Source organism: Streptomyces sp. NPDC001816, from assembly GCF_042892235.1.
GTDB lineage: Bacteria > Actinomycetota > Actinomycetes > Streptomycetales > Streptomycetaceae > Streptomyces.
On the sequence record NZ_JBIATY010000005.1, the window covers coordinates 240,828 to 260,126 of the forward strand.

Below are 19,299 nucleotides of genomic sequence, written 5' to 3' on the forward strand. Positions count from 1 at the left end.
CGGTGCATGGCATGAGTGCAGCCGGGGCTCCGGTGGCCGAGGGCGGCGGGCCGGTGCGTCCGAGCGGGCTGCTCGACGTACTGAGCGTGGCGTCGGTGGTGCTGGACGCCGAGGGCCGCATCGTGCTGTGGAGCCCCCAGGCGGAGGAGCTGTTCGGCTACTCGGCGCAGGAGGCGCTCGGGGAGTTCGCCGCGCGGCTGATGGTGCACGACGAGCACCTCGAGCTGGTCGGCAAGCTGTTCGCCGACGTGATGCGGACCGGACAGAGCTGGGCCGGGGCGTTCCCCGTCCGGGTCAAGGGCGGCGGCGCGCGGCTGGTGGAGTTCCGCAACATGCGCCTGCTGGACGACCAGGGCGACGTGTACGCGCTGGGGCTAGCGGCCGACCGGTCCACGGTGCGCCGCCTCGAACAGGACGTGGCGCTGTCCGAGCGGATGGTGAAGCAGTCGCCGATCGGATTCGCCGTGTTCGACACGGACCTGCGGTACGTCTCGGTCAACCCGGCCCTGGCGAAGATCAACGGCATTCCCGCCGCGGAGCACGTCGGGCGGACCGTCGGCGAGATGCTGCCGCTGCTGGACGTCGACGCCCTCGAAGGCGCGGCCCGCCGGGTCATGGAGACCGGGGTGCCCCTCGTCGCCAAGTCCACCATCGGCCGGACCCCGGCCGATCCGGACGAGGACCACGCCTGGTCGGTGTCGCTCTACCGGCTGGAGGACTCGGTGGGCACCGTGCTCGGCGTCGCGGCCTCGGTCGTGGACATCACTGAGGCCTACCGCGGACGGATCGAGACCGAGAAGGCGCGGCGCCGGCTCGCTGTCATCGCCGACGCCTCCGCCCGGATCGGTACGACGCTGGAGCTGGAGCGCACTGCGTTCGAGCTGGCCGAGGTCGCCGCTCCCGCGCTGGCCGACGTGGCCGCCGTCGACCTGCTGGACGCCGTCGTGGAGGGCCGGCCCAGCACGCTCGGCCCCTCGGAGCCCGCGGTGATCCGGGCCCTGGCGCTGCGCGCGGAGCAGGAGTCGGACGCCGTCCGGGCCGCCGACGCTCCGGGCCGGATCGCCACGTACGGGCCCGACCGGCTGGTCACCGAGTGCGTCCGTACGGGTGAGGCGGTGCTGGTGCCCCATGTGAAGGACGAGGACCTGCCGCGCATCGCCCGCTCCCCCGAGTCGGCGGTGCTGCTGGGCCGGGCGGGCCTGCACTCGTACCTGGCCGTGCCGCTGATCGCCCGCGGCGAGGTGCTGGGCGCCCTCGACCTCAAGCGGACCCGCAATCCGGCGCCCTTCGACGAGGACGACGTCCTGCTGGCCCGGGAGCTGGCGGCCCGCGCGGCCGTGCAGATCGACAACGCCCGCTGGTACCAGAACGCCCGCAACACCGCGCTCACCCTGCAGCGCAGCCTGCTGCCCAGCCATCCGCCGGTCACGACCGGCCTGGAGGTGGCCTCCCGCTACCAGCCCGCGGGCGCCACCAGCGAGGTCGGCGGCGACTGGTTCGACGTCATCCCGCTGGAGGGCGGCCGCACGGCGCTCGTGGTGGGCGACGTGATGGGCAGCGGCATCAGCGCCGCCGCCACGATGGGCCGGCTGCGCACCGCGACCACCACGCTGGCCTCGCTCGGCCTCGACCCGGCGCTGCTGCTGGAGCACCTGGACAAGACGACCTCGGCGCTGGACCACTCGATCGCCACCTGCGTGTACGCCGTCCACGACCCGCATCTGCGGCAGTGCCGGATCGCCAATGCCGGCCACCTGCCCCCGGCCCGGGTGCGTTCCGGTCACCCGCCGGAGCTGCTCGACCTGCCCACCGGGGTCCCGCTGGGCGTGGGCGGGGTCGAGTTCTCCACCGTGACGGTCGACTTCGAGCCGGGCGACGAGCTGGTGTTCTACACCGACGGGCTGGTCGAGACCCGCTGCCACTCCCTGGACGAACGCCTGGACTTCCTGCTGTCCCTGCTCGGCGACCCCGCCCGCCCCCTGGAGGAGGCCTGCGACCTGCTCCTGCGGACACTGCACCATCCCGACAACCACGACGACGTGGCCCTGCTCATCGCCCGGGCCCAGGAACTGGAGTGAGCTGCTACTCCTGCACGCCGATCACCACGTGCGCGTACGCCTCCTCCGCCACCGCCAGACGGGTCGTCAGACCGGCTCGCGTGAACGCCTCCACGGCAGCCTGCGCCTGGCGTTCGCTGGTCTCGGTCAGGAGGCAGCCGCCGGGCGCCAGCCACTGCGGAGCCCCGGCGGCCACCCGGCGCAGCACGTCGAGGCCGTCCGCGCCGCCGTCGAGGGCGGTCTGCGGCTCGTGGTCGCGGGCCTCCGCCGGGAGGAACGCCACCTCGGCGCTGGGGACGTAGGGGACGTTGGCCGTGAGGATGCCGACGCGGCCCCGCAGGCCGGTGGGCAGGGCGTCGAACAGGTCGCCCACGTGGGCCCGGCCGTCGTAGGGGGCGAGGTTGCGGCGGGCGCAGCGTACGGCCGTCGGGTCGATGTCGGCGGCGTGCACCTCAACAGCACCCAGCGCGGCGGCCAGGGCCGCGCCGAGGGCACCGGAGCCGCAGCACAGGTCGACCACGACCCGTGCGCCGGGAGCCTGGGCCAGTGCCTGGTCGACCAGGAACTCGGTACGGCGGCGGGGGACGAAGACGCCCTCGTCCACGGCGATCCGCAGACCGTGGAACTCGGCCCAGCCGAGGACGAGTTCGAGCGGAAGTCCGGCGGCACGCCGGTCCACCATCACGGACAGTTCCTCGGGGGTACGGGCGGCGGCGAGGAGCAACTCCGCCTCGTCCTCGGCGAAGACGCACCCGGCGGCGCGCAGCGCGGAGACGACGGCGGAAGGGGAGAGCGGGGACAGGGAGGGCATGGAAGCCGAGAGCCTTTCGGAAACCTGGAGCCGAAGGGCGCTCTCGCGGTCACCGGTGCCGGTGGTCCGCGCTGTCACAGAAGGCTGTCACAAGGAGAGAGCACCCCAGCTGACACAGCGGTAATGGGTCTCACCTCCTCGACAGCCGGTGGCCGCGTACCGTGCGCGGCCGGACGGCCACCTTACCCCAGTGGCCGCATCGGCCGTCATCCGCGCCGAGTTCGAAACTGCCTGGCGCGGCATGATGCGGTTCGTGCACCTCCAGTGAACCCACGACCACGACGTCGTCGTGCGCGGCCTGGGCGGGACCTGGCCCCGGGCCGCCCTGCCCCGGCTCGACGCGGAGCAGCTGCCGGAGGCCGTGGACTTCGCGCGGCGCGCGGTCTGCGGTTTGCTGACCGCGCGCCCGGCGCTCGTGCACCGGCTGCCCAGCGGCAGCGCGCTGCTGGAAGTCGCCGCAATCTCCCGGGCTGCCGTGGGCGGCCGTCGCGACCTGGTCACCGTGGTGTCGTGCGATGCGGCGGCCCAGACCGTGCACTCGCTGTGCCGGGACGAGGGGATCGCGCTGGTGGGCGGAGGAGGTACGGACCTGCGGACGGGCTTCGCCCGGGCGCTGCGGGCACGGCCGGCCCCTGACGTCGTCGTGGTCCTGACGGACGGACAGACGCCCTGGCCTCAGTCGCGGCCACCGTGCCGGACGGTGGTGGGCCTGTTTCCCCGGCAGCGGCCGGGCCGCGGGTCCGGGGACGAGGACAACCCCGAGTACCGGCCGGACGTACCGCCCGAGTGGGCGCGGGTGGTGACGATCGGGACAGGGGGCCGTTGAGCCTGACACGGCGAGGGGGCGCCGTCCGTCGCCGGACCGTGCACCCCTTCTCCCCGTACGCCGGCCGGTCAGACGCCGACCGTCTCCTCGACCTCCGCCTCAACCTCCGCCTCGGCCTCTTCGTCGACCGCCGTTTCGGCCTTCTGCCGGGCCGGCTCCGCGCTCGGTGCGCGTTCGGCAGGAGCGGCTGCCTGCCGGGACACCCGGGCCCGCTCGTACGTGGCCGCGATCGCGGTCACCGCGAGGCCGACGAGCAGCCAGACCACGAGCGTCCACACGTTGCGTGCGAGGCCGTCGTCGCCGAAGTACAGCAGGCTGCGGACGCCCTCGACGAAGCCGGCGCCGTTCCAGAAGGCGTGCAGGGTGCCGAAGAAGCCGTTCTGCAGCTCGGGCCGGAACAGGCCGCCGGAGCTGGTGAAGTTGAGCATCACGAACAGCACCATCATGGTCAGCGTGGTCCACCGCTTGAGGAAGGTGTGCAGGCCGACGCCGATGAAGAGGATGCCCGCCGAGTAGAGCCACGCCATGCCCCACAGGCTCGCGAGGCCGTGGTGGGCGAGGTGGAACACCGGCCCGGCGAGCAGGGCGCCGATGCCGCTGACCACGGCGGAGACACCGAGCGCGAGCAGCGCCCGTATCCGCATCGGGAGCGTGGCGCCCGCGGCGCCGAGTGCGGCGACCGAGGCGTAGGAGCCGATGCTGAGCGCGATCAGCAGGAAGAACAGGCCCTGGCCGGTGGGGTCGTCGGCGACCGGCGCCACCACGTCGGTGACCTTGAGCGGGACGCCCTCCTTCGCGGCGACCGGCGTGAAGACCTTCTCGACGGCCGTGGCGCCCATGTCGGAGGCGGCGGTGGCCACCAGCAGCTCGGGCTCCTTGGTGCTCGGCACATAGGCGCCGGTGACGTCCCGGGACTTCAGCAGGTCGACGGCGGCGGCGCGGGTGGCGACGGTGCGGACGTCGAGCTTGTCCCCCGCGGCGTCCTTGACGGTCTGGGCGAACACCTTGGCCCGGGGCCCGGCGCCGACGACGGCGACGGGCAGGTGGTTCGGCTCCGGGGTCACGAAGGCCCCCATGTACGCGAGCCCCATGCCCAGACACATCAGCAGCGGGGTGATCAGGTGCGTGAGCACATGGCGGAGCGCTGGTGACCTCATCGGGCGCGACCTCCAGTAGTTGGCTTATACAACTTTCTCTTCAAGTTGTACTATACAACTAGACGGCGGAGGAGGTATTCCGGTGACAGCAGCGGAGACGGCGATCGAGACCATCCAGCGCGAGATGACGACCTTCGCCCGCCGGGCCCGGGCCTCGGCGGGACGTATGCATCCCGAGCTGTCGCTCGTGTCGTACACCCTCCTCGGCCACCTGGAGGAGAGCGGCGGCTGCCGGGCCACCGACCTGGCCGCGCACTACGCCCTGGACAAGTCCACGGTCAGCCGGCAGGTGGCCGCGCTGGAGCGGGCCGGGCTCATCGAGCGGCGCCTGGACCCGGAGGACCACCGGGTCCAGGTCCTGCACCTGACCGAGGCCGGCCAGGAGATCCTCGCGCAGGTCACCCGGAGCCGCCGGACCGCCTTCCGGGAGCGGCTCGCCGGATGGGCCGAGGAGGACCTGACCCGCTTCGCGGCCTACCTGGAGCGGTACAACGCCGGTCCGTCCGGGGCTGACTCGGACTGAGGGCCGGTCACGGTACCGGTACGGCGGCCCGGCCGTCCGACAGGTGTTCGGGGGCCAGGGCCCCGAGGAACGCCGTGCGGCGGCGGAGCCGGAAGCCGAGGGACTCGTACAGCCGGATGGCGTTGGTGTTCCGGGCGCTGGCGTGCAGGAACGGGGTCTCGCCGCGCTCCCGTATGCCGTGCGCGACCGCGAGGATCAGACGGGTGGCCAGGCCCTCGCCACGGAAGGCCGGGTCGGTGCAGACCGCGCTGATCTCGGTCCAGCCCGGCGGGTGCAGCCGCTCCCCCGCCATCGCGATCAGGGTGCCCCCGCGGCGGATGCCCAGGTAGGTGCCCATCTCGATGGTGCGCGGCAGGAAGGGGCCGGGCTGGGCGCGTGCCACGAGTTCGAGCATCTCGGGTACGTCCGCCGGGCCGAGGCGGACCGCCTCCGCGTCCGGTGCGGCGGCCAGGCCCTCGTCCACGAGCTGCACGCCCTCGACCCGGAAGGTCACCTCCCAGCCGTCCGGCACCTCCCCGCAATAGCCGGCCAACGGCACCTCGGTGCCGGGGCCCGCCAGCGCGGCGAGGTCCGCCCAGTCGTCCGCGTCCGGCTCACTGGGCAGGGCCGACCACGGGGAGACGTCCAGCGGGTAGCGCAGCACGCGACCGCGCCGCTCAGCGAAGTGGGCGTGCGGGCCGGTCAGGGAGGCGAGGGCGGGGTTGTCGAGGACGTGCGGGCCCGTCGTCACCTCGCCAGAGCCGATGCTCGTGCCGGTTCCGCTGCCGATGCCGGTACTGGTGGCGGCACGGGGGCCGATCAGGTCGCTCATGCGTTCACCTCTATCACGATCTTGCCCCGGGCGTGCCCGTCCTCGACGGTGCGCAGGGCCTCCCCGGCCCGGTCGAGCGGAAAAGTGCGGGTGACGTGCGGGTTCAAAGCTCCGCGCAGGACGAGGTCGGCCACCGCCTGCAGGAAGGCGGCGGTGCGGGCGCGGGGGCCCCGGGAGCCGCCCAGCGCAGCGACGGCCTCGGGCGGGGCCCCCGCGGTGACCAGCCTGATCCGGTCGGCGAGCAGGGCGGCCGCCTCGGCGAGCGTCTCGGTGCCTACCAGGTCGTGCACCGCGTCGATGCCCTCCGGCGTGACGGCCCGCACGCGCTCGGCGAGGCCCGGGCCCCCGGGCACGTTCGGCGCTCTCGCCGGGGCGGCGGAAACCGCCCCGCAGTTTCCAGTCGGCGGGGTTCACTCCCGCCGCCCCGACGGCGATCAGCAGCCGGCCGGGGCCGGGGGTCGGCCGTTCCACGTCGGTCAGCGCCTCGGTCTCCGGGCCGCCGTACCGCGTGAAGACGTACGCCTTGGGCATCGTCTTTCCTCGCTTCCCGCGCACTGTCGCCGGCGCACCGGCCGGTACTCAGGGCCAAGGAGCAGCACGGGGCGGCCATTCCCGGCCCTGCGCAGAGTTCGTACGGCCGCCAGGGCCGGGGCACTGACCTGGGACGGGGCACCCGTGACGACAGCGTACGGTTGAACCATGAACGTCACCCGAGGCTTCACGGGTCGCCGGCGCGTCACCGATCCAGGGCTGCCACCGGGGCAGTACGACGCCGGGGACGACTGGCCCGTCCTGTCCGCCGAGGTCACCCCCGACCTCACGCCCGCCGACTGGTCGTTCCGCATCGACGGACTGGTGGAGCGGCCGCACACCTGGGACTGGGAGCAGGCGCACGCCCTGCCCGCCTCCTCGTACACGGGTGACATCCACTGTGTGACCAGCTGGTCGAAGTTCGGGGTGCGGTTCGGCGGTGTCTCGTTGGACACGTTCTTCGATGTGGTCCGGCCCCATGGGTCCGCCACCCATGCGATCGCCTACTCGCACACCGGCTACACCGCGAACCTGCCGCTCGCCGACCTCACCGGCGGGCGCGCCTGGATCGCCTGGGAGTACGACGGCGCGCCGCTCGCACCCGAGCACGGCGGCCCGGCGCGGCTGCTGGTGCCGCACCTGTACTTCTGGAAGAGCGCCAAGTGGATCGCCGGCATCACGCTCCTCGACCACGACGAGCCGGGTTTCTGGGAGCGCAACGGCTACCACGAGCGGGGCAACCCGTGGGAGGAACAGCGGTACTCCGGTGACTGAGACGACGGCGACCACGGACTTCACTCCCGCGACCCGCTTCGCCGTGCCCGGCCGCATCGCCGTGAGCAACCAGACGGCGTCGGTGTGGCAGACGGCCACCCTGACGGAGATCCGGCGCGAGACCCCGCACGCGGCCACGTTCCGGCTCGCGGTGCCGGACTGGCCGGGGCATCTGCCCGGGCAGCATCTGATGCTGCGGCTGACCGCGAAGGACGGCTATGTGGCCCAGCGCCACTACTCGATCGCGTCCGCACCGGACGACTTCGGCCATATCGAGCTGACGCTGGACCATGTGCCGGGCGGTGAGGTCTCGGGCTGGTTCCACACGGTGGCCAGGCCCGGTGACACGGTCGAGGTACGGGGCCCGCTGAGCGGCTTCTTCGCCTGGCCGGGTGACCGGCCCGCTCTGCTGCTGGGGGCCGGTTCCGGGGTCGTACCGCTGATGTCGATGGTGCGGCACCACCGGGCGCGGGACCTCGCCCTGCCGCTGCGGATGCTGGTGTCGGCGCGCAGCCCCGAGGAGCTGATCTACGCCGGGGAGTTGGGCGGGGAGACGACGGCCGTGTTCACGCGCAGCGCCCCCACGGGAGTGCCGGTGGGTCGTATGGCTGCTGCACATGTGGCGCCACTCCTGGCCGAGCAGCCTCCGGGTGGGTGGGAGGCCTATGTGTGCGGCTCCAACGGGTTCGCGGAGCACGCCTCCCGCCTGTTGGTCGAGGCGGGCCAGCCGGTCGAGCGTATCCGTATCGAGCGCTTCGGCTAGGGATCGAACGCTTCCGCTTCGGCCGGGGAACGTTCGCTCGGCCAGGGCAAGCCCTGGGCGCGCGGGTCCCGTGCGCGGCCGCTCGCGCTGTCTTGGGGCGCGTGCCGCATGCAGTGCTCCATGAGGGCTTGAAGTCGCGGTAGGCGGCGTGAGCCGAGGAGCGCCGTACGGGGTACGAGACCGGTGTGGACGCTCGTGTGCGGCGGCGGGAGCGGACGACCGGTGACCCGGCTCGCCCGGCCCTCCGGCTCCGGCAGGGAGGTGGACATGCGGACCCAGGTGCGTGGCTGGCGCTGGCGGCGCAATCCGCTGCGGCGCCGCTCGGACGTCATCGAGGCATGGACCGTACTCGTCGTCACCGTTCTGCTGTTCGTGGTCACGCCCCTGGCCGGGGTGGCAGCGGGCCTGCGCGCCCATGAGCAGGCGCGCTCGCTCGCGGCGTCGCAGCGGGCCGAGCGGCGTCAGGTGCAGGCCGTGGTGGTCGCCAACACGCCCGAGCGGCTGCCCACGGAGCAGGGCGACCGTGATCATCCCTACCGTGCCCGGGTCCGCTGGACCGAGCCCGGCAAGGGGACGCGTACCGTGATGGCCCGCGTCCCGGCGGGGACCCGGGCCGGTGACCCGGTGACCGTGTGGTTCGACGCCCAGGGGCGCAGTGTCGCCCCGCCGCCGGACGAGTTCGCGGTCTGGCAGCACACGATCACGGTCGGCGTGTGCGTGACGGGCGGTGCGGCGGCCGTGGTCCTCTTCGGGCACGCGCTGGAGCGCCGGTTCGCGCTGCGCCACCGGCTGGCCGAGTGGGAGCGGGAGTGGGCGCGCACGGGACCGAAGTGGACCCAGCCGAGGACCTGACCGGCCGGTGACCCGACCACCGGACCCCCCGGCGATCGCCCCACCGGGCCATCGCAGCAAGCGATTTCGCACCCTTGGCCAGCGCGGCGACCGCGGGCGAGGGGCCACCCACCGAGTCCGTGCCCGGCACAGGCCTGGCGAGTCATCCGATCACCCACGTACGGTGAGAGCGCAATCTTCCTTCACGCTCCCTCCGCAAAGGCGGTTGCCGATGGCCCTGTTCGACCTCCCGATCGACGAACTCCGTGCGTACCGTAGCGAGTCCGGGGCGCCCGAGGACTTCGACGCGTTCTGGGACAAGACGCTCCAGGAGGCCCGCGAGCACGCTCTGGATGCCCGCTTCGAGCCGGTGGGCACCGGGCTGTCCACGGTGCAGGTGTACGACGTCACGTTCGCCGGGTTCGGCGGTCACCCGGTCAAGGGCTGGCTGCGGCTACCGGCCGGCGCCACCGAACCGCTGCCGCTGGTCGTGGAGTTCATCGGCTACGGCGGCGGACGCGGCCTCGCGCACGAGAAGCTGCTGTGGGCGTCCACGGGCCGGGCGCACTTCGTGATGGACACCCGCGGGCAGGGCAGCGCGTGGGGCGGCGGGGGCGGCACCGCGGACCCGGTGGGTGCCGCGCCCGCGTATCCCGGGTTCATGACGCGGGGCATCGACGCGCCCGAGAACTACTACTACCGGCGCGTGTTCACGGACGCCGTGCGCGCGGTGGAGGCCGCCCGTGCGCATCCGCTGACCGACGCGGCGCGGACCGTGGTGATCGGCGAGAGCCAGGGCGGCGGCATCGCACTGGCCGTCGGCGGGCTGCTGCCCGACCTGGCCGCGGTCGCCCCGGACGTGCCGTTCCTGTGCGACTTCCCGCGTGCGACGACGCTGACGGAGCGTCACCCGTACCGGGAGATAGGCCTGTTCCTGAAGACGCACCGGGGCCGCGCGGCGGACGTGCTGCGCACCCTCTCCTACTTCGACGGCGTGCACTTCGCGGCCCGCGGCCGGGCCCCGGCCCTCTTCTCGGCGGCGCTGGAGGACCAGACCTGCCCGCCGTCGACCGTGTTCGCCGCGTTCAACGCCTGGGCGCACGAGGACAAGGCGATCGAGGTGTACGACTTCAACGACCATGAGGGCGGCGGGCCGTTCCAGGAGGGGCGGAAAATGCGCTGGCTGAGGTCGTACGCCTGAGGAGACGGGCAGAAAGGGCGGGGGCATGGAGACGCAGAAGGCCGCCGAGCGGTTCGTCCGGGTCTGGGAGCGGGCCTGGGTCGCGCATGACGTGGACGCGCTGGTCGAGTTGTACGCCGAGGACCGCGTGCACCGGTCGATGCCGTTCCGCGAGCCGCACCGGGGGCGGGACCAGCTGGCCGCGTATCTGCGCTGGTCGTTCGCCGAGGAACGGGTGACCGACGTACGGTTCTCCGCGCCCCTGGTGGGTCCGGGCCAGATCGCGGTGGCGGAGTTCCGGGTGCTGAGCGAGGAGGGCGGCGCCCCCGTCGCCCTGGCGGGCTGCGTGTTCGCACGGTTCGACGAGGAGGGGCGGGCCGTGGAGACCCGCGACTACTGGCACACCGCCGAGGGTCACCAGGAGCCGGCGGGCCCGCTGTTCCTCCTCTGATCTCCGCTCCTCGTCCTTTTCAGCCACTCGCCGCTCGCCGTGACCCCCGTGACACCGGGATCACGCGGGTGGGTTTCGGCCTAACCGGCAGGGCACTCTTCCCTCGTGGTTTAGACCAATGCTAGATCTGGTCGCGCAATGAGCCCGCACGGCTACGTCTTGTCACCAACAGGAGGCGCGGCATGGCCCGCACCACCCCGCACGACTCCCCGCAGACCGACGCCAGACCCCTTTACTGGCAGATCGCGTCGCTGCTCCTGGACGACCTGCACGACGGCACCGTTCCGCCCGGCGAGCGGCTGCCCGGCGAGCGGCATCTGGCCCAGCGCTACGGGGTCAGCCGGGAGACCGTCCGGCAGGCGCTCGAAGTGCTGCGCCGCGACGGTCTGGTCGCCACCGACCGGCGGGGCAGCCATGCCACGCTGCCCCGCCGCCCGGTCGAGGACCCGGTCTCGCTCACCTTCCCGGTCGGCGCCCGCCCGGCGGACCTGGGCGCGGCGGACCGGGCGACGGTGTTCTGGGAGGCGCCGCCGCCGCAGCACGCCGAGGCGCTGGGCCTGGCCCCGCACCGGCCGACGCTGGTGCACCGCTACCGGTCGGCCGCGCCCGACGGCCGGTCGCTGCGTACGGCGGTGACGTCGTTCTCGGCCGTGGCGCTGGCCGAGGTCGCGGAGCTGGGCCGCTACCGCGACCGGGCCGACGGGGCCACTCCCGCGCAGCTGCGCCGGGCTTACGACTGGATGCGCAAGGCCGGTCTGACCCTGCACCACCGGGACTCGATCACCCAGGTCGGCGACGCCGCCTCGGTCCGGGTGACCCGGCGGGTGCACGACCAGTACGCGCGCCCGCTGGAGATCACCGATCTGGTGGTGAACGCCGAACAGGACGCGCTGGTCTACGAGTTCACACTGCCGGCGGCGGGGTAACCCCGTCGGCCCGGCGCGCCGACACCAGCCGGACGCGGGGGCTTCCGTCACCGCGTCGCCCGAACTCGGGCAGCGCGTGCAGGTCGACCGTGAAGCCCGCGCGCGTCAACTCCCCGAGGACGTCGCCGAGTCGGAAGGCCCGGTAGTACATGACGAAGGGCGGTCGCCACAGGGCGTTGCGCACCCGCATCACCGCGTCGAAGCCGAACAGCATCCAGAACGCGGGGCTGGACGGGCGGGGCGGGGCGAGGACCGGGAAGGCGAACCGGCCGCCCGGCCGCAGCGCCGAGTGGACCTGGGTGAACAGGCCGGGCAGCTCGCGGGGCAGGAAGTGGCCGAACGCCCCGAAGCTGACCACGAGGTCGAAGGCAGCGGTGAACGGCAGGGCTCGGGCGTCGGCGCGCACCCAGGCAACGCCCGGCCTCTGCGTCCCCGCCGAGAGCCCCGCGCTCGCGGCCCGGCGCCGGGCGACGTCGAGCATGCCGGCGCTGAAATCGACGCCGGTGACGCTGCGCCGGCACAGCCCGGCCAGGACGTCCGTTCCGGCGCCGGTGCCGCAGCACAGGTCGAGGCCGTCCTCGAAGGGGCCGAGCGGACCGAGGGCCTTCGCCACCGAGTCCAGCACCGCGTCGGGTGTCCGGAAGGGGGTGTGGTCGAACTTCGGGGCCAGCAGGTCGTAGCCGTGCTCGACGGACGACAGCGCCTGGACGGCTAGCTCACGGAGCGTGGGGCCTTCGGGGCTGAACATCCCGTCAGCCTAGGCGCTCACGCGACTGTGGACACGCCTCCCGCAGCTGACTACTCTCATCCGCAGCTATTCATCTAATTGACTATGCGAGGTGATCCGATGCGCGCGTTCCGCGAGGCGGTCGAGGCGGGAGACCTGGCGGCCGTCGAGGCGCTGCTGGCCGACGACGTCGTCTTCACCAGCCCGGTCGTCTTCAAGCCGTACCCGGGCAAGGCCATCACCGCGGCGATCCTGCGCGGGGTCTTCCAGGTGTTCGAGGACTTCCGGTACGTCCGTGAGATCGGCGCCCCGGACGCCTCCGACCACGCGCTGGTCTTCACGGCCCGGGTGGGCGACCGGCAGCTGACCGGCTGCGACTTCCTGCATGTGAACGAGGACGGGCTGATCGACGACTTCATGGTCATGGTCCGTCCGCTGTCGGGCGCCCAGGCCCTCGCCGAGGCCATGGGCGCGCGGTTCGACCAGATCGTGAAGGAGGCGGAGGCGCGGTCCGCCTGAGCGGTACGGCTCCGCCCCCGGCGGTTTTGGCGACCTGAGGGTCAGCCCTTCAGCTGCTCAAGCGTCGCCTTGGTGTCCGTCTTCAGCCAGTCGGACACGTCGGTGAGCGCGGGCGGGGTCTTGTCCTGGCCGTAGGAGCTGAGGTAGGCGCTGTAGCTCATCGTGTACGTCACCCAGCCGTCGCGTACGGCGAGGGTGGCGTAACGGGAGCCGCTGGTGGAGCCGCTCGTGGTGTCCTGGCTGACCAGGTAGGCCTCGTCACCGATGCCCTTGACCGGGCTGACATCGTAACCCGTGTGGCTGTCGCCGTAGTTCTTCCAGGTGGCGGTGAACTCCGGCCCGGGGTCGGTCTTCCGGTGCAGGTCCACCTGCATGGAGAGGTAGGCGTCCGCATAGCTGGAGCCGGTCTTCTTCAGGCTCAGGCTGCAGTAACTCTCGTCCAGCGCCTTGTCCTTGAGGGAGTTGTGCGTCGGGGAGGAGTCGGTCTCGGGGTACTCGTCCTTGAAGGACGAGTAGTCCCCGCCCGAGCACATGTTGGAGGGCGCCGAGTAGCCGCGCAGGTCCGCGCTGTCGCCCATGCCGCCGAGCAGGAACACACCGGCCGCCCACGCGGCGGAGGCGACGGCCGCGCCGACGGCGAGCCACAGCACGGCACGCCCGGCACCACCCCCGCCACCGGACGGCGGGGCGGGCACCGGGCCGTACTGGGGCGGCTGTGCGTAGGGGTTCCCCGGCACCCCCGGCTGCGGCGGGGCCGGCTGTCCGACCAGCGTGGGCTGCGCGTAGAAGTTCCCCGACGGGGGAGACTGCGGGTTCGGGTACGGGTAGGCCGTCGGCTGCGGGGCCGGCTGTCCGGGCTGCGGCGCGGGCCGGTCGGCCGGCTGTGGGGGCTGCGGTGGCGTGGACATGTCGTGACGATAGTGGACGGTTGGTGGTCAAGTCCCCTGAAGTCCGGGATCGTTACGGTGTGGGGACGTCTGGTGCGGGTTCCGCTGGTGTACGGCTCAGCCGCCCAGGTGCACGGAAGGTGCGCGGACGCTGTTGCTCTCCTTGTGGCCGTAGGACGGGAACGAACCCGATCTTCCCCCAGGGTCCGCACCGCCGGGAATAGCTCACGCCGTCGACGTGTTTGACGGATCGCAGCCGTACCGCGCCATCGAGTGGTAGCGTGCATTCAGCACCTGTGTACGCCCCTTTGTGGGCGCCGGTGCCAGTTTTACTCTCCGCACTGATCCGTCCGCCGTTTCCCGGCGCAGGCGCGTCAGCTTCTCAGCACCACCTCGGACCGAGGTGTCGTTTCCGCCGCCCGGAGGCACGTACGCCCTCCCGTTCTGCGGCTTCCTCCCCCCTTCCTCATGTCTTCCGTCCGTGAAAGGACCACCCATGACCACCACACTCGAACCCCCTCACGTGGACCAGCAAGCCCCAGCCACCCGCACCGTCACCGGTGTCCTCGACATCGACGCGCACGGGAAGGGACATCTGCGGGCCGTGAACTGCCTGTCCTCCCCCGCCGATCCGCAGGTCCCCGCCGCGCTGGTGCGCAGGCACGGCCTGCGCAAGGGCGACCTCGTCGAGGGCGTCCGCGGGGCACAGCGCGCACTCACCGAGGTCACGCACGTCAACGGCCGCGACCCGGGCGAACTCCGCGGCCGCCGCCACTTCCGGGACCTCACCCCGCTCCACCCGCACGAGCGCATCCGCCTGGAACACCCGGCGGCCGGTCTCGCCGGACGGGTCACCGACCTGTTCGCACCGGTCGGCAAGGGCCAGCGCGGGCTGATCGTGGCCCCGCCGAAGACCGGCAAGACCGTGCTGCTCCAGCAGCTCGCGGCCGCCGTCGCCGGCAACCACCCCGAGTGCCGCCTGATGGTCGTCCTGCTGGACGAGCGTCCCGAGGAGGTCACCGAGATGCGCCGCTCGGTGCGCGGCGAGGTCTACGCCTCCACGTTCGACCGGGCGGCCAAGGAGCACATCGCCCTCGCGGAACTGGTCGTCGAGCGGGCCAAGCGGCTCGTCGAGGACGGCGAGGACGTCGTCATCCTGCTGGATTCCCTGACCCGGCTGTGCCGGGCCCACAACAACGCCTCCGCCGCCGGCGGGCGCACCCTGAGCGGCGGTGTCGACGCGGGCGCCCTGCTCGGCCCCAAGCGGTTCTTCGGCGCCGCCCGCCAGGCAGAGGAGGGCGGCTCGCTCACCATCCTCGCCACCGTCCTGGTGGACACCGGCTCCCGTGCCGACGGCTACTTCTTCGAGGAGCTGAAGAGCACGGGCAACATGGAGCTGCGGCTCGACCGGGAACTCGCCGCCCGCCGTCTCTTCCCCGCCGTGGACATCGACCCCACGGGCACCCGACGCGAGGAACTCCTGCTCACCCCCGCCGAGTTGACGGCCACTCGGAGCCTGCGCCGGGCGCTGCGCTCCCGGGAGGGCGGGCCGGCCAACCTGGAGACCCTGCTGGAGCGGCTGCGGGACACCCCCGACAACGCCACCTTCCTGCGCCGCGTCCAGCCGACCCTGCCCACGGCCTGAGGCCGTCCCGGAATGCGGCATCCGGGTGCTCCGGTGGCCCGTCCGGCCCCGGCAGCGCGCTCAGCGACCCTCCAGTTCCTACGTTGATCATATGATCACCGGATTCTCTTGTCGGGCGGTGTCGTCGGCCTGCGCCCTGTGCGTCGCGGGCGTGCTGGCCCTCGCGCCGGCCGCCGCCGCCACCGCACACCGCGCGGGGGATCCCGCACCGCCCGGACCGCGAGCGGCGGTGCCGAAGCCGTCCCTGCTCTACGGCTCCGGCACCCAGGTCAGACCGCACCGCGGCGCGCCCGAGCTGCCGGACGTCTCCGCGCTGTCCTGGCTGGTCGCCGACGCCGGCACCGGCGAGGTGCTGGCCGCGGGCGACGCCCACCGCAGGCTGCCGCCCGCCAGCACCCTGAAGACCCTGTTCGCGCTCACCGTGCTGCCGCGACTGCCCGCCACCATGCAGCACACCGTCCGGTACGAGGAACTGGAGGACGTCGGCGAGGGCAGCAGCCTCGTGGGCGTCGAGGAGGGGCACAGCTACCGGGTGTCCGACCTGTGGCGCGGGGTCTTCCTCAGCTCGGGCAACGACGCGGTGCACGTGCTCGCCGCCCTGGGCGGCGGCTGGCACGCCACAGCCAGCCGGATGCAGGCCAGGGCCCGCACCCTCGGTGCCCTGGACACCCATGTCGTCTCCCCCGACGGCTACGACACCCCCGGCCAGGTGTCCTCGGCGTTCGACCTCGCGGTCTTCGGCCGGGAGGGACTGCGCAACCCCGACTTCGCCCGCTACTGCTCCACCGCCGAGGCCCAGTTCCCCGGCGACGGGACCCCGTACGCGATCGAGAACACCAACCGCCTGCTGACCGGCGAGGACGGCGTCGCGCGGTACCCGGGCCTGATCGGCGTCAAGAACGGCTACACCAGCAACGCGGGCAACACCCTCGTCGCCGCGGCCCGCCGGGGCGGGCGCACCCTCGTGGTGACGGTGATGAACCCTCAGGAGGGCGGTGGCTTCGCCGTGTACGAGGAGGCCCGCGCCCTGCTCGACTGGGGTTTCGCGGCGGCCGGTCAGGTCGATCCGGTGGGCTCGCTGGACGGGCTGCGCGCCGGATCGGGACCGGCATCGACCACGGTCGCGGCCGCCACGTCCGCGGGGTCGGACGACGACGAGGACTGGTCGCCCGCCGCCGTCGCGGGTCTCGCCGGGCTCGGCGCGGGTGCGGTGTGGCTGGGGCTGCGCAACAAGGGCGGTCGCTCCCAGCGCGGCTGACCGGTCGGCAGGCAAAGCAGCAGGCCCAGCGTGATCCAGGTGTAGATGTTGCTGCCGAGGAAGCCGTCGATGCCGGAGGAGTCCTCGAACCAGAGCCACACCACGCTGGTGCACAGCACCGCGTACAGGGCGCCCGCCGGCCGCGGGTGCCCGGCGCGCGCCAGCACCGCGAAGGACGGCAGCAGCCACACCAGGTGGTGCACCCAGGTGATCGGGCTGACCAGGCAGGCCGCGGCACCGGTGAGGGCGAAGGCTGCCGTCCAGTCGCCGGCCGCCACGGCCCGGCTCGCCCGCCACGCCCACACGCACAGCACCAGCAGGACCACCGCGGCCCACAGCGTGCGGTCCGGGTCGCCGAGCCGGGCCAGAACGCCCTGCAGCGACTGGTTGGAGACGTAGTCGAGGCGGCCGACCCGGTTGGTGTCCCAGAGCGCCTCGGTCCAGTAGAAGCGGGACGCACGGGGGTCCGCCCAGGCGGCGAGACCGGTCGCCGCGAGCGCCACGGCCGTGGCCACCCCGGCCGCCCGCCAGCGCCGGGCGAGCAGGAGCAGGCCGATGAACAGGGCGGGCGTGAGCTTCACGGCGGCGGCGAGCCCGATCCCGACGCCCGCCCAGCGGTCCCGGCCGGTCGTCAGCAGCCAGGCGTCGCCGAGCACCAGGGCCAGCAGGACCAGGTTCACCTGGCCGAAGCTGACGGTGTCCCGCAGCGGCTCGAACAGCGCGAGCGCGCACAGGGCCAGCGCCCAGCGGAACCAGCCGTGCCGTCGCCAGCCGGGCCCGGCCAGGATGCGCAGGACCACCGCAAGGGCGGCCAGGTTCACCAGCAGGGAGGCCACGATCGCGGTGTGCCGGCCCATCGGGGCCAGCGGCAGCATGAGGAGCGCGGCGAACGGCGGATACGTGAAGCCGTACGTCGTCCCCGGCACCCGGTAGTCGTAGATCCGGCCGCCGTGGTGCACCCAGGTGTGCACAGCGCCGTAGTAGACGCGCAGGTCGAAGAAGTCCCGCAGCAGCGGCACGGTCGCCGTGAACACGGTCACCGCGGTGGCCAGGGCCAGCACGAGCAGCGCGCGACCCCGGTCCGTGCGTGGCAGCGTCGGCGCCGTCATGCCGTGCGTCCCGTCGCCGGAGCCTGGGCCGCCTGGTGGGCCTGCCACAGGACGACCACGCCGAGCAGCCCGCCCGAGACGGCGAGGACCAGTTGGCCGACGTCCGCCGGGCCGCCGCTGGGCAGCACGGCGAGGGCCAGGACACCGGCGAGGGCGGCCACCCGGTGCCGTACCGAGGTGCTGGGTGCGGCGGCCGCGATGAGGAACAGGCCCCACAGCACGTACCAGGGGCGGATCGCCGGGCCGAAGACGGCCACCGCGAGCAGGCTCAGGCCGAGCGCGTACACCGGTCGCAGGCGCAGCCGGAGCCATATCAGCACGATGGCCGCGGCGGTGGCCGCAAGACCCAGCAGATGCCAGACCGGTACGGCGAGCGGGGCCAGGTCGCTGCCGAGGCGGTCGAGCAGGGCTCCGGTGGCGCGGCCCAGCAGGCTGGTGAGCGCCCAGTTGTGCGGGGAGACGGGTGTGTCCAGGGCGCGGATCCAGCCGTAGCCGGTGCCGGCCACGGCGGTCGCGGCGACCGTGGTCGCCGCCGCGGCGGCCGCCGTCGTCAGGGTGGCCCACAGCGGGGTGCGGCGGGTGCGGATCTGCAGGATCACCACCGCGAGCAGGCCCAGCGCGGCGGGTGCCTTCACCAGGGCGGCCAGCGTGACGAGCACCGCCCCGAGGACGGGCCACCGGCCACGGGCGGCGACCAGGCCGAGCCCGAGCAGCCCGAGCATGAGCGCGTCGTTGTGGGCGCCCGCGACCAGATGCAGCAGGACCAGCGGGTTGAGGGCGCCGAGCCACAGCGCGGCGGCCGGGTCGGCGCCGCTGTGCCGGGCCAGGCGGGGCAGGGCCGCCGCCATGAGGGCCACCCCGAGGACGGCGACCAGACGCATGCCGATCAGGCCCGCGGGCAGTTCGCCGCGGGTCAGGCCGGACAGCGCGGAGGCCAGCCACAGGAAGGCGGGGCCGTACGGAGCGGCCGTGTGCTGCCACACCGGGGCCACCTCGTCCGCCAGCGGGCCGCCGAGCTGGGCGGGGCCCTGGGCGTACACGTCCATGTGGGCGTCGACCATGGCGCCCTGGGCGAGGTAGCTGTAGACGTCCCGGCTGAACAGCGGGGGCGCGAGCAGCAACGGGGCCGCCCAGACGGCCAGGACCACCAGCAGGGACCGCTGGGTGGGCGGTTGCGGGCCGCGCACCAGGCGGCCGAGGAGCACCCAGGCCGCTATCAGCAGGACGACACCGAAGTAGACCCCGACCAGCCCGAGCGCGGCCCGCGCGGACGCCGGGGCGAGGAGGTCCTCCACGGGCAGGGCACCGGCCGTCTCACCGCCCAGGGCGAGAAAGGCGGTACCGGCCAGGCCCAGCACCTGGCAGCGGCGGAGATCGACGGGAAAAGCCATGGCCAACACTGGTTCAGCGTGTCAACGCGGGGTGGCCGGAAGGAGACACTCCACTCACCAACGGGCGGCCTGCACATGACCGGCGCGTGAGAACTGCTGCTCAGTACGGTGTGCAGGGGCCG

The 19,299-nt window shown here is 73.2% G+C and carries 17 protein-coding genes and 3 pseudogenes; 12 read left to right on the forward strand and 8 right to left on the reverse strand.

Annotation, left to right across the window (positions count from 1 at the left end; all coding sequences use genetic code 11):
• The first annotated feature begins 11 nt into the window (after nucleotides 1–11).
• Nucleotides 12–2,078: a SpoIIE family protein phosphatase gene (locus ACFYZZ_RS19855; protein WP_389177337.1), complete on the forward strand. Its 2,067-nt coding sequence runs from the start codon at nucleotides 12–14 to the stop codon at nucleotides 2,076–2,078.
• A 4-nt stretch (nucleotides 2,079–2,082) separates the two neighbouring features.
• Here ACFYZZ_RS19855 and ACFYZZ_RS19860 read toward each other — a convergent pair whose 3' ends face one another.
• Nucleotides 2,083–2,868, reverse strand: coding sequence for a putative protein N(5)-glutamine methyltransferase (locus ACFYZZ_RS19860; protein WP_389177340.1), 786 nt, complete (start codon nucleotides 2,866–2,868; stop codon nucleotides 2,083–2,085).
• Nucleotides 2,869–3,115: 247 nt separating this feature from the next.
• Between ACFYZZ_RS19860 and ACFYZZ_RS19865 the strand changes: the two are divergent.
• Nucleotides 3,116–3,694, forward strand: a pseudogene (locus tag ACFYZZ_RS19865) (VWA-like domain-containing protein); the annotation flags it as partial.
• A gap of 68 nt (nucleotides 3,695–3,762) precedes the next feature.
• Here ACFYZZ_RS19865 and ACFYZZ_RS19870 read toward each other — a convergent pair.
• A complete protein-coding gene (locus tag ACFYZZ_RS19870) occupies nucleotides 3,763–4,851 on the reverse strand; it encodes a hypothetical protein (protein WP_389177343.1) in 1,089 nt (362 codons plus the stop codon).
• 124 nt (nucleotides 4,852–4,975) lie between these two features.
• On the opposite strand from ACFYZZ_RS19870, the gene ACFYZZ_RS19875 reads away from it, so the two are divergent.
• Nucleotides 4,976–5,374, forward strand: a complete 399-nt coding sequence (locus ACFYZZ_RS19875) for a MarR family winged helix-turn-helix transcriptional regulator (RefSeq protein ID WP_389178246.1) — start codon at nucleotides 4,976–4,978, stop codon at nucleotides 5,372–5,374.
• A gap of 7 nt (nucleotides 5,375–5,381) precedes the next feature.
• Here the strand turns inward: ACFYZZ_RS19875 and ACFYZZ_RS19880 are convergent, their stop codons facing one another.
• Nucleotides 5,382–6,104 carry a GNAT family N-acetyltransferase gene (locus ACFYZZ_RS19880; protein WP_389178248.1) on the reverse strand — a complete coding sequence of 241 codons (723 nt, stop codon included), beginning with the start codon at nucleotides 6,102–6,104 and terminating at the stop codon, nucleotides 5,382–5,384.
• A gap of 77 nt (nucleotides 6,105–6,181) precedes the next feature.
• A pseudogene (locus ACFYZZ_RS19885) lies at nucleotides 6,182–6,716 on the reverse strand (zinc-binding dehydrogenase).
• Between the two features lie 168 nt (nucleotides 6,717–6,884).
• Between ACFYZZ_RS19885 and ACFYZZ_RS19890 the strand changes: the two are divergent.
• The 6 genes from ACFYZZ_RS19890 (at nucleotide 6,885) to ACFYZZ_RS19915 (ending at nucleotide 11,641) form a co-directional block, all read left to right on the forward strand.
• On the forward strand, nucleotides 6,885–7,490 hold the full coding sequence (locus ACFYZZ_RS19890) for a sulfite oxidase-like oxidoreductase (RefSeq protein WP_389177346.1): 606 nt from the start codon (nucleotides 6,885–6,887) through the stop codon (nucleotides 7,488–7,490).
• Nucleotides 7,483–8,253 (forward strand): ferredoxin reductase, encoded by a 771-nt coding sequence (locus ACFYZZ_RS19895; RefSeq protein ID WP_389177349.1) that lies wholly within the window; start codon nucleotides 7,483–7,485, stop codon nucleotides 8,251–8,253. The genes ACFYZZ_RS19890 and ACFYZZ_RS19895 overlap by 8 nt, the downstream gene beginning before the upstream one ends.
• Nucleotides 8,254–8,520: 267 nt before the next feature.
• Nucleotides 8,521–9,105, forward strand: coding sequence for a hypothetical protein (locus ACFYZZ_RS19900; RefSeq protein ID WP_389177352.1), 585 nt, complete (start codon nucleotides 8,521–8,523; stop codon nucleotides 9,103–9,105).
• Between the two features lie 211 nt (nucleotides 9,106–9,316).
• Nucleotides 9,317–10,285 carry an acetylxylan esterase gene (locus ACFYZZ_RS19905; protein ID WP_389177355.1) on the forward strand — a complete coding sequence of 323 codons (969 nt, stop codon included), beginning with the start codon at nucleotides 9,317–9,319 and terminating at the stop codon, nucleotides 10,283–10,285.
• Nucleotides 10,286–10,310: 25 nt separating this feature from the next.
• Nucleotides 10,311–10,715 (forward strand): nuclear transport factor 2 family protein, encoded by a 405-nt coding sequence (locus ACFYZZ_RS19910; protein WP_389177358.1) that lies wholly within the window; start codon nucleotides 10,311–10,313, stop codon nucleotides 10,713–10,715.
• A 182-nt stretch (nucleotides 10,716–10,897) separates the two neighbouring features.
• On the forward strand, nucleotides 10,898–11,641 hold the full coding sequence (locus ACFYZZ_RS19915; RefSeq protein ID WP_389177361.1) for a GntR family transcriptional regulator: 744 nt from the start codon (nucleotides 10,898–10,900) through the stop codon (nucleotides 11,639–11,641).
• On the opposite strand, the gene ACFYZZ_RS19920 is transcribed toward ACFYZZ_RS19915, so the two are convergent.
• Nucleotides 11,619–12,389, reverse strand: a complete 771-nt coding sequence (locus tag ACFYZZ_RS19920) for a class I SAM-dependent methyltransferase (RefSeq protein ID WP_389177364.1) — start codon at nucleotides 12,387–12,389, stop codon at nucleotides 11,619–11,621. The genes ACFYZZ_RS19915 and ACFYZZ_RS19920 overlap by 23 nt on opposite strands.
• 99 nt (nucleotides 12,390–12,488) lie before the next feature.
• Here ACFYZZ_RS19920 and ACFYZZ_RS19925 point away from each other — a divergent pair, with 99 nt between their 5' ends.
• Entirely contained in the window at nucleotides 12,489–12,887 is a 399-nt protein-coding gene (locus tag ACFYZZ_RS19925; RefSeq protein ID WP_386575466.1) for a nuclear transport factor 2 family protein, read from the forward strand.
• A gap of 41 nt (nucleotides 12,888–12,928) precedes the next feature.
• On the opposite strand, the gene ACFYZZ_RS19930 is transcribed toward ACFYZZ_RS19925, so the two are convergent.
• Nucleotides 12,929–13,795: a hypothetical protein gene (locus ACFYZZ_RS19930; protein ID WP_389177367.1), complete on the reverse strand. Its 867-nt coding sequence runs from the start codon at nucleotides 13,793–13,795 to the stop codon at nucleotides 12,929–12,931.
• Between the two features lie 475 nt (nucleotides 13,796–14,270).
• On the opposite strand from ACFYZZ_RS19930, the gene rho reads away from it, so the two are divergent.
• Nucleotides 14,271–15,419, forward strand: a complete 1,149-nt coding sequence (gene rho / locus ACFYZZ_RS19935) for a transcription termination factor Rho (RefSeq protein WP_389177370.1) — start codon at nucleotides 14,271–14,273, stop codon at nucleotides 15,417–15,419.
• Nucleotides 15,420–15,510: 91 nt separating this feature from the next.
• Nucleotides 15,511–16,344 (forward strand): annotated as a pseudogene (locus tag ACFYZZ_RS19940) (D-alanyl-D-alanine carboxypeptidase family protein); the annotation flags it as partial.
• Between the two features lie 131 nt (nucleotides 16,345–16,475).
• Here ACFYZZ_RS19940 and ACFYZZ_RS19945 read toward each other — a convergent pair.
• Together ACFYZZ_RS19945 and mptB are read right to left on the reverse strand one after the other, a co-directional pair.
• On the reverse strand, nucleotides 16,476–17,786 hold the full coding sequence (locus tag ACFYZZ_RS19945; protein WP_389177373.1) for a glycosyltransferase family 87 protein: 1,311 nt from the start codon (nucleotides 17,784–17,786) through the stop codon (nucleotides 16,476–16,478).
• Nucleotides 17,783–19,177 carry a polyprenol phosphomannose-dependent alpha 1,6 mannosyltransferase MptB gene (mptB, locus tag ACFYZZ_RS19950; protein ID WP_389177376.1) on the reverse strand — a complete coding sequence of 465 codons (1,395 nt, stop codon included), beginning with the start codon at nucleotides 19,175–19,177 and terminating at the stop codon, nucleotides 17,783–17,785. The genes ACFYZZ_RS19945 and mptB overlap by 4 nt, the downstream gene beginning before the upstream one ends.
• Between the last annotated feature and the right edge of the window lie 122 nt (nucleotides 19,178–19,299).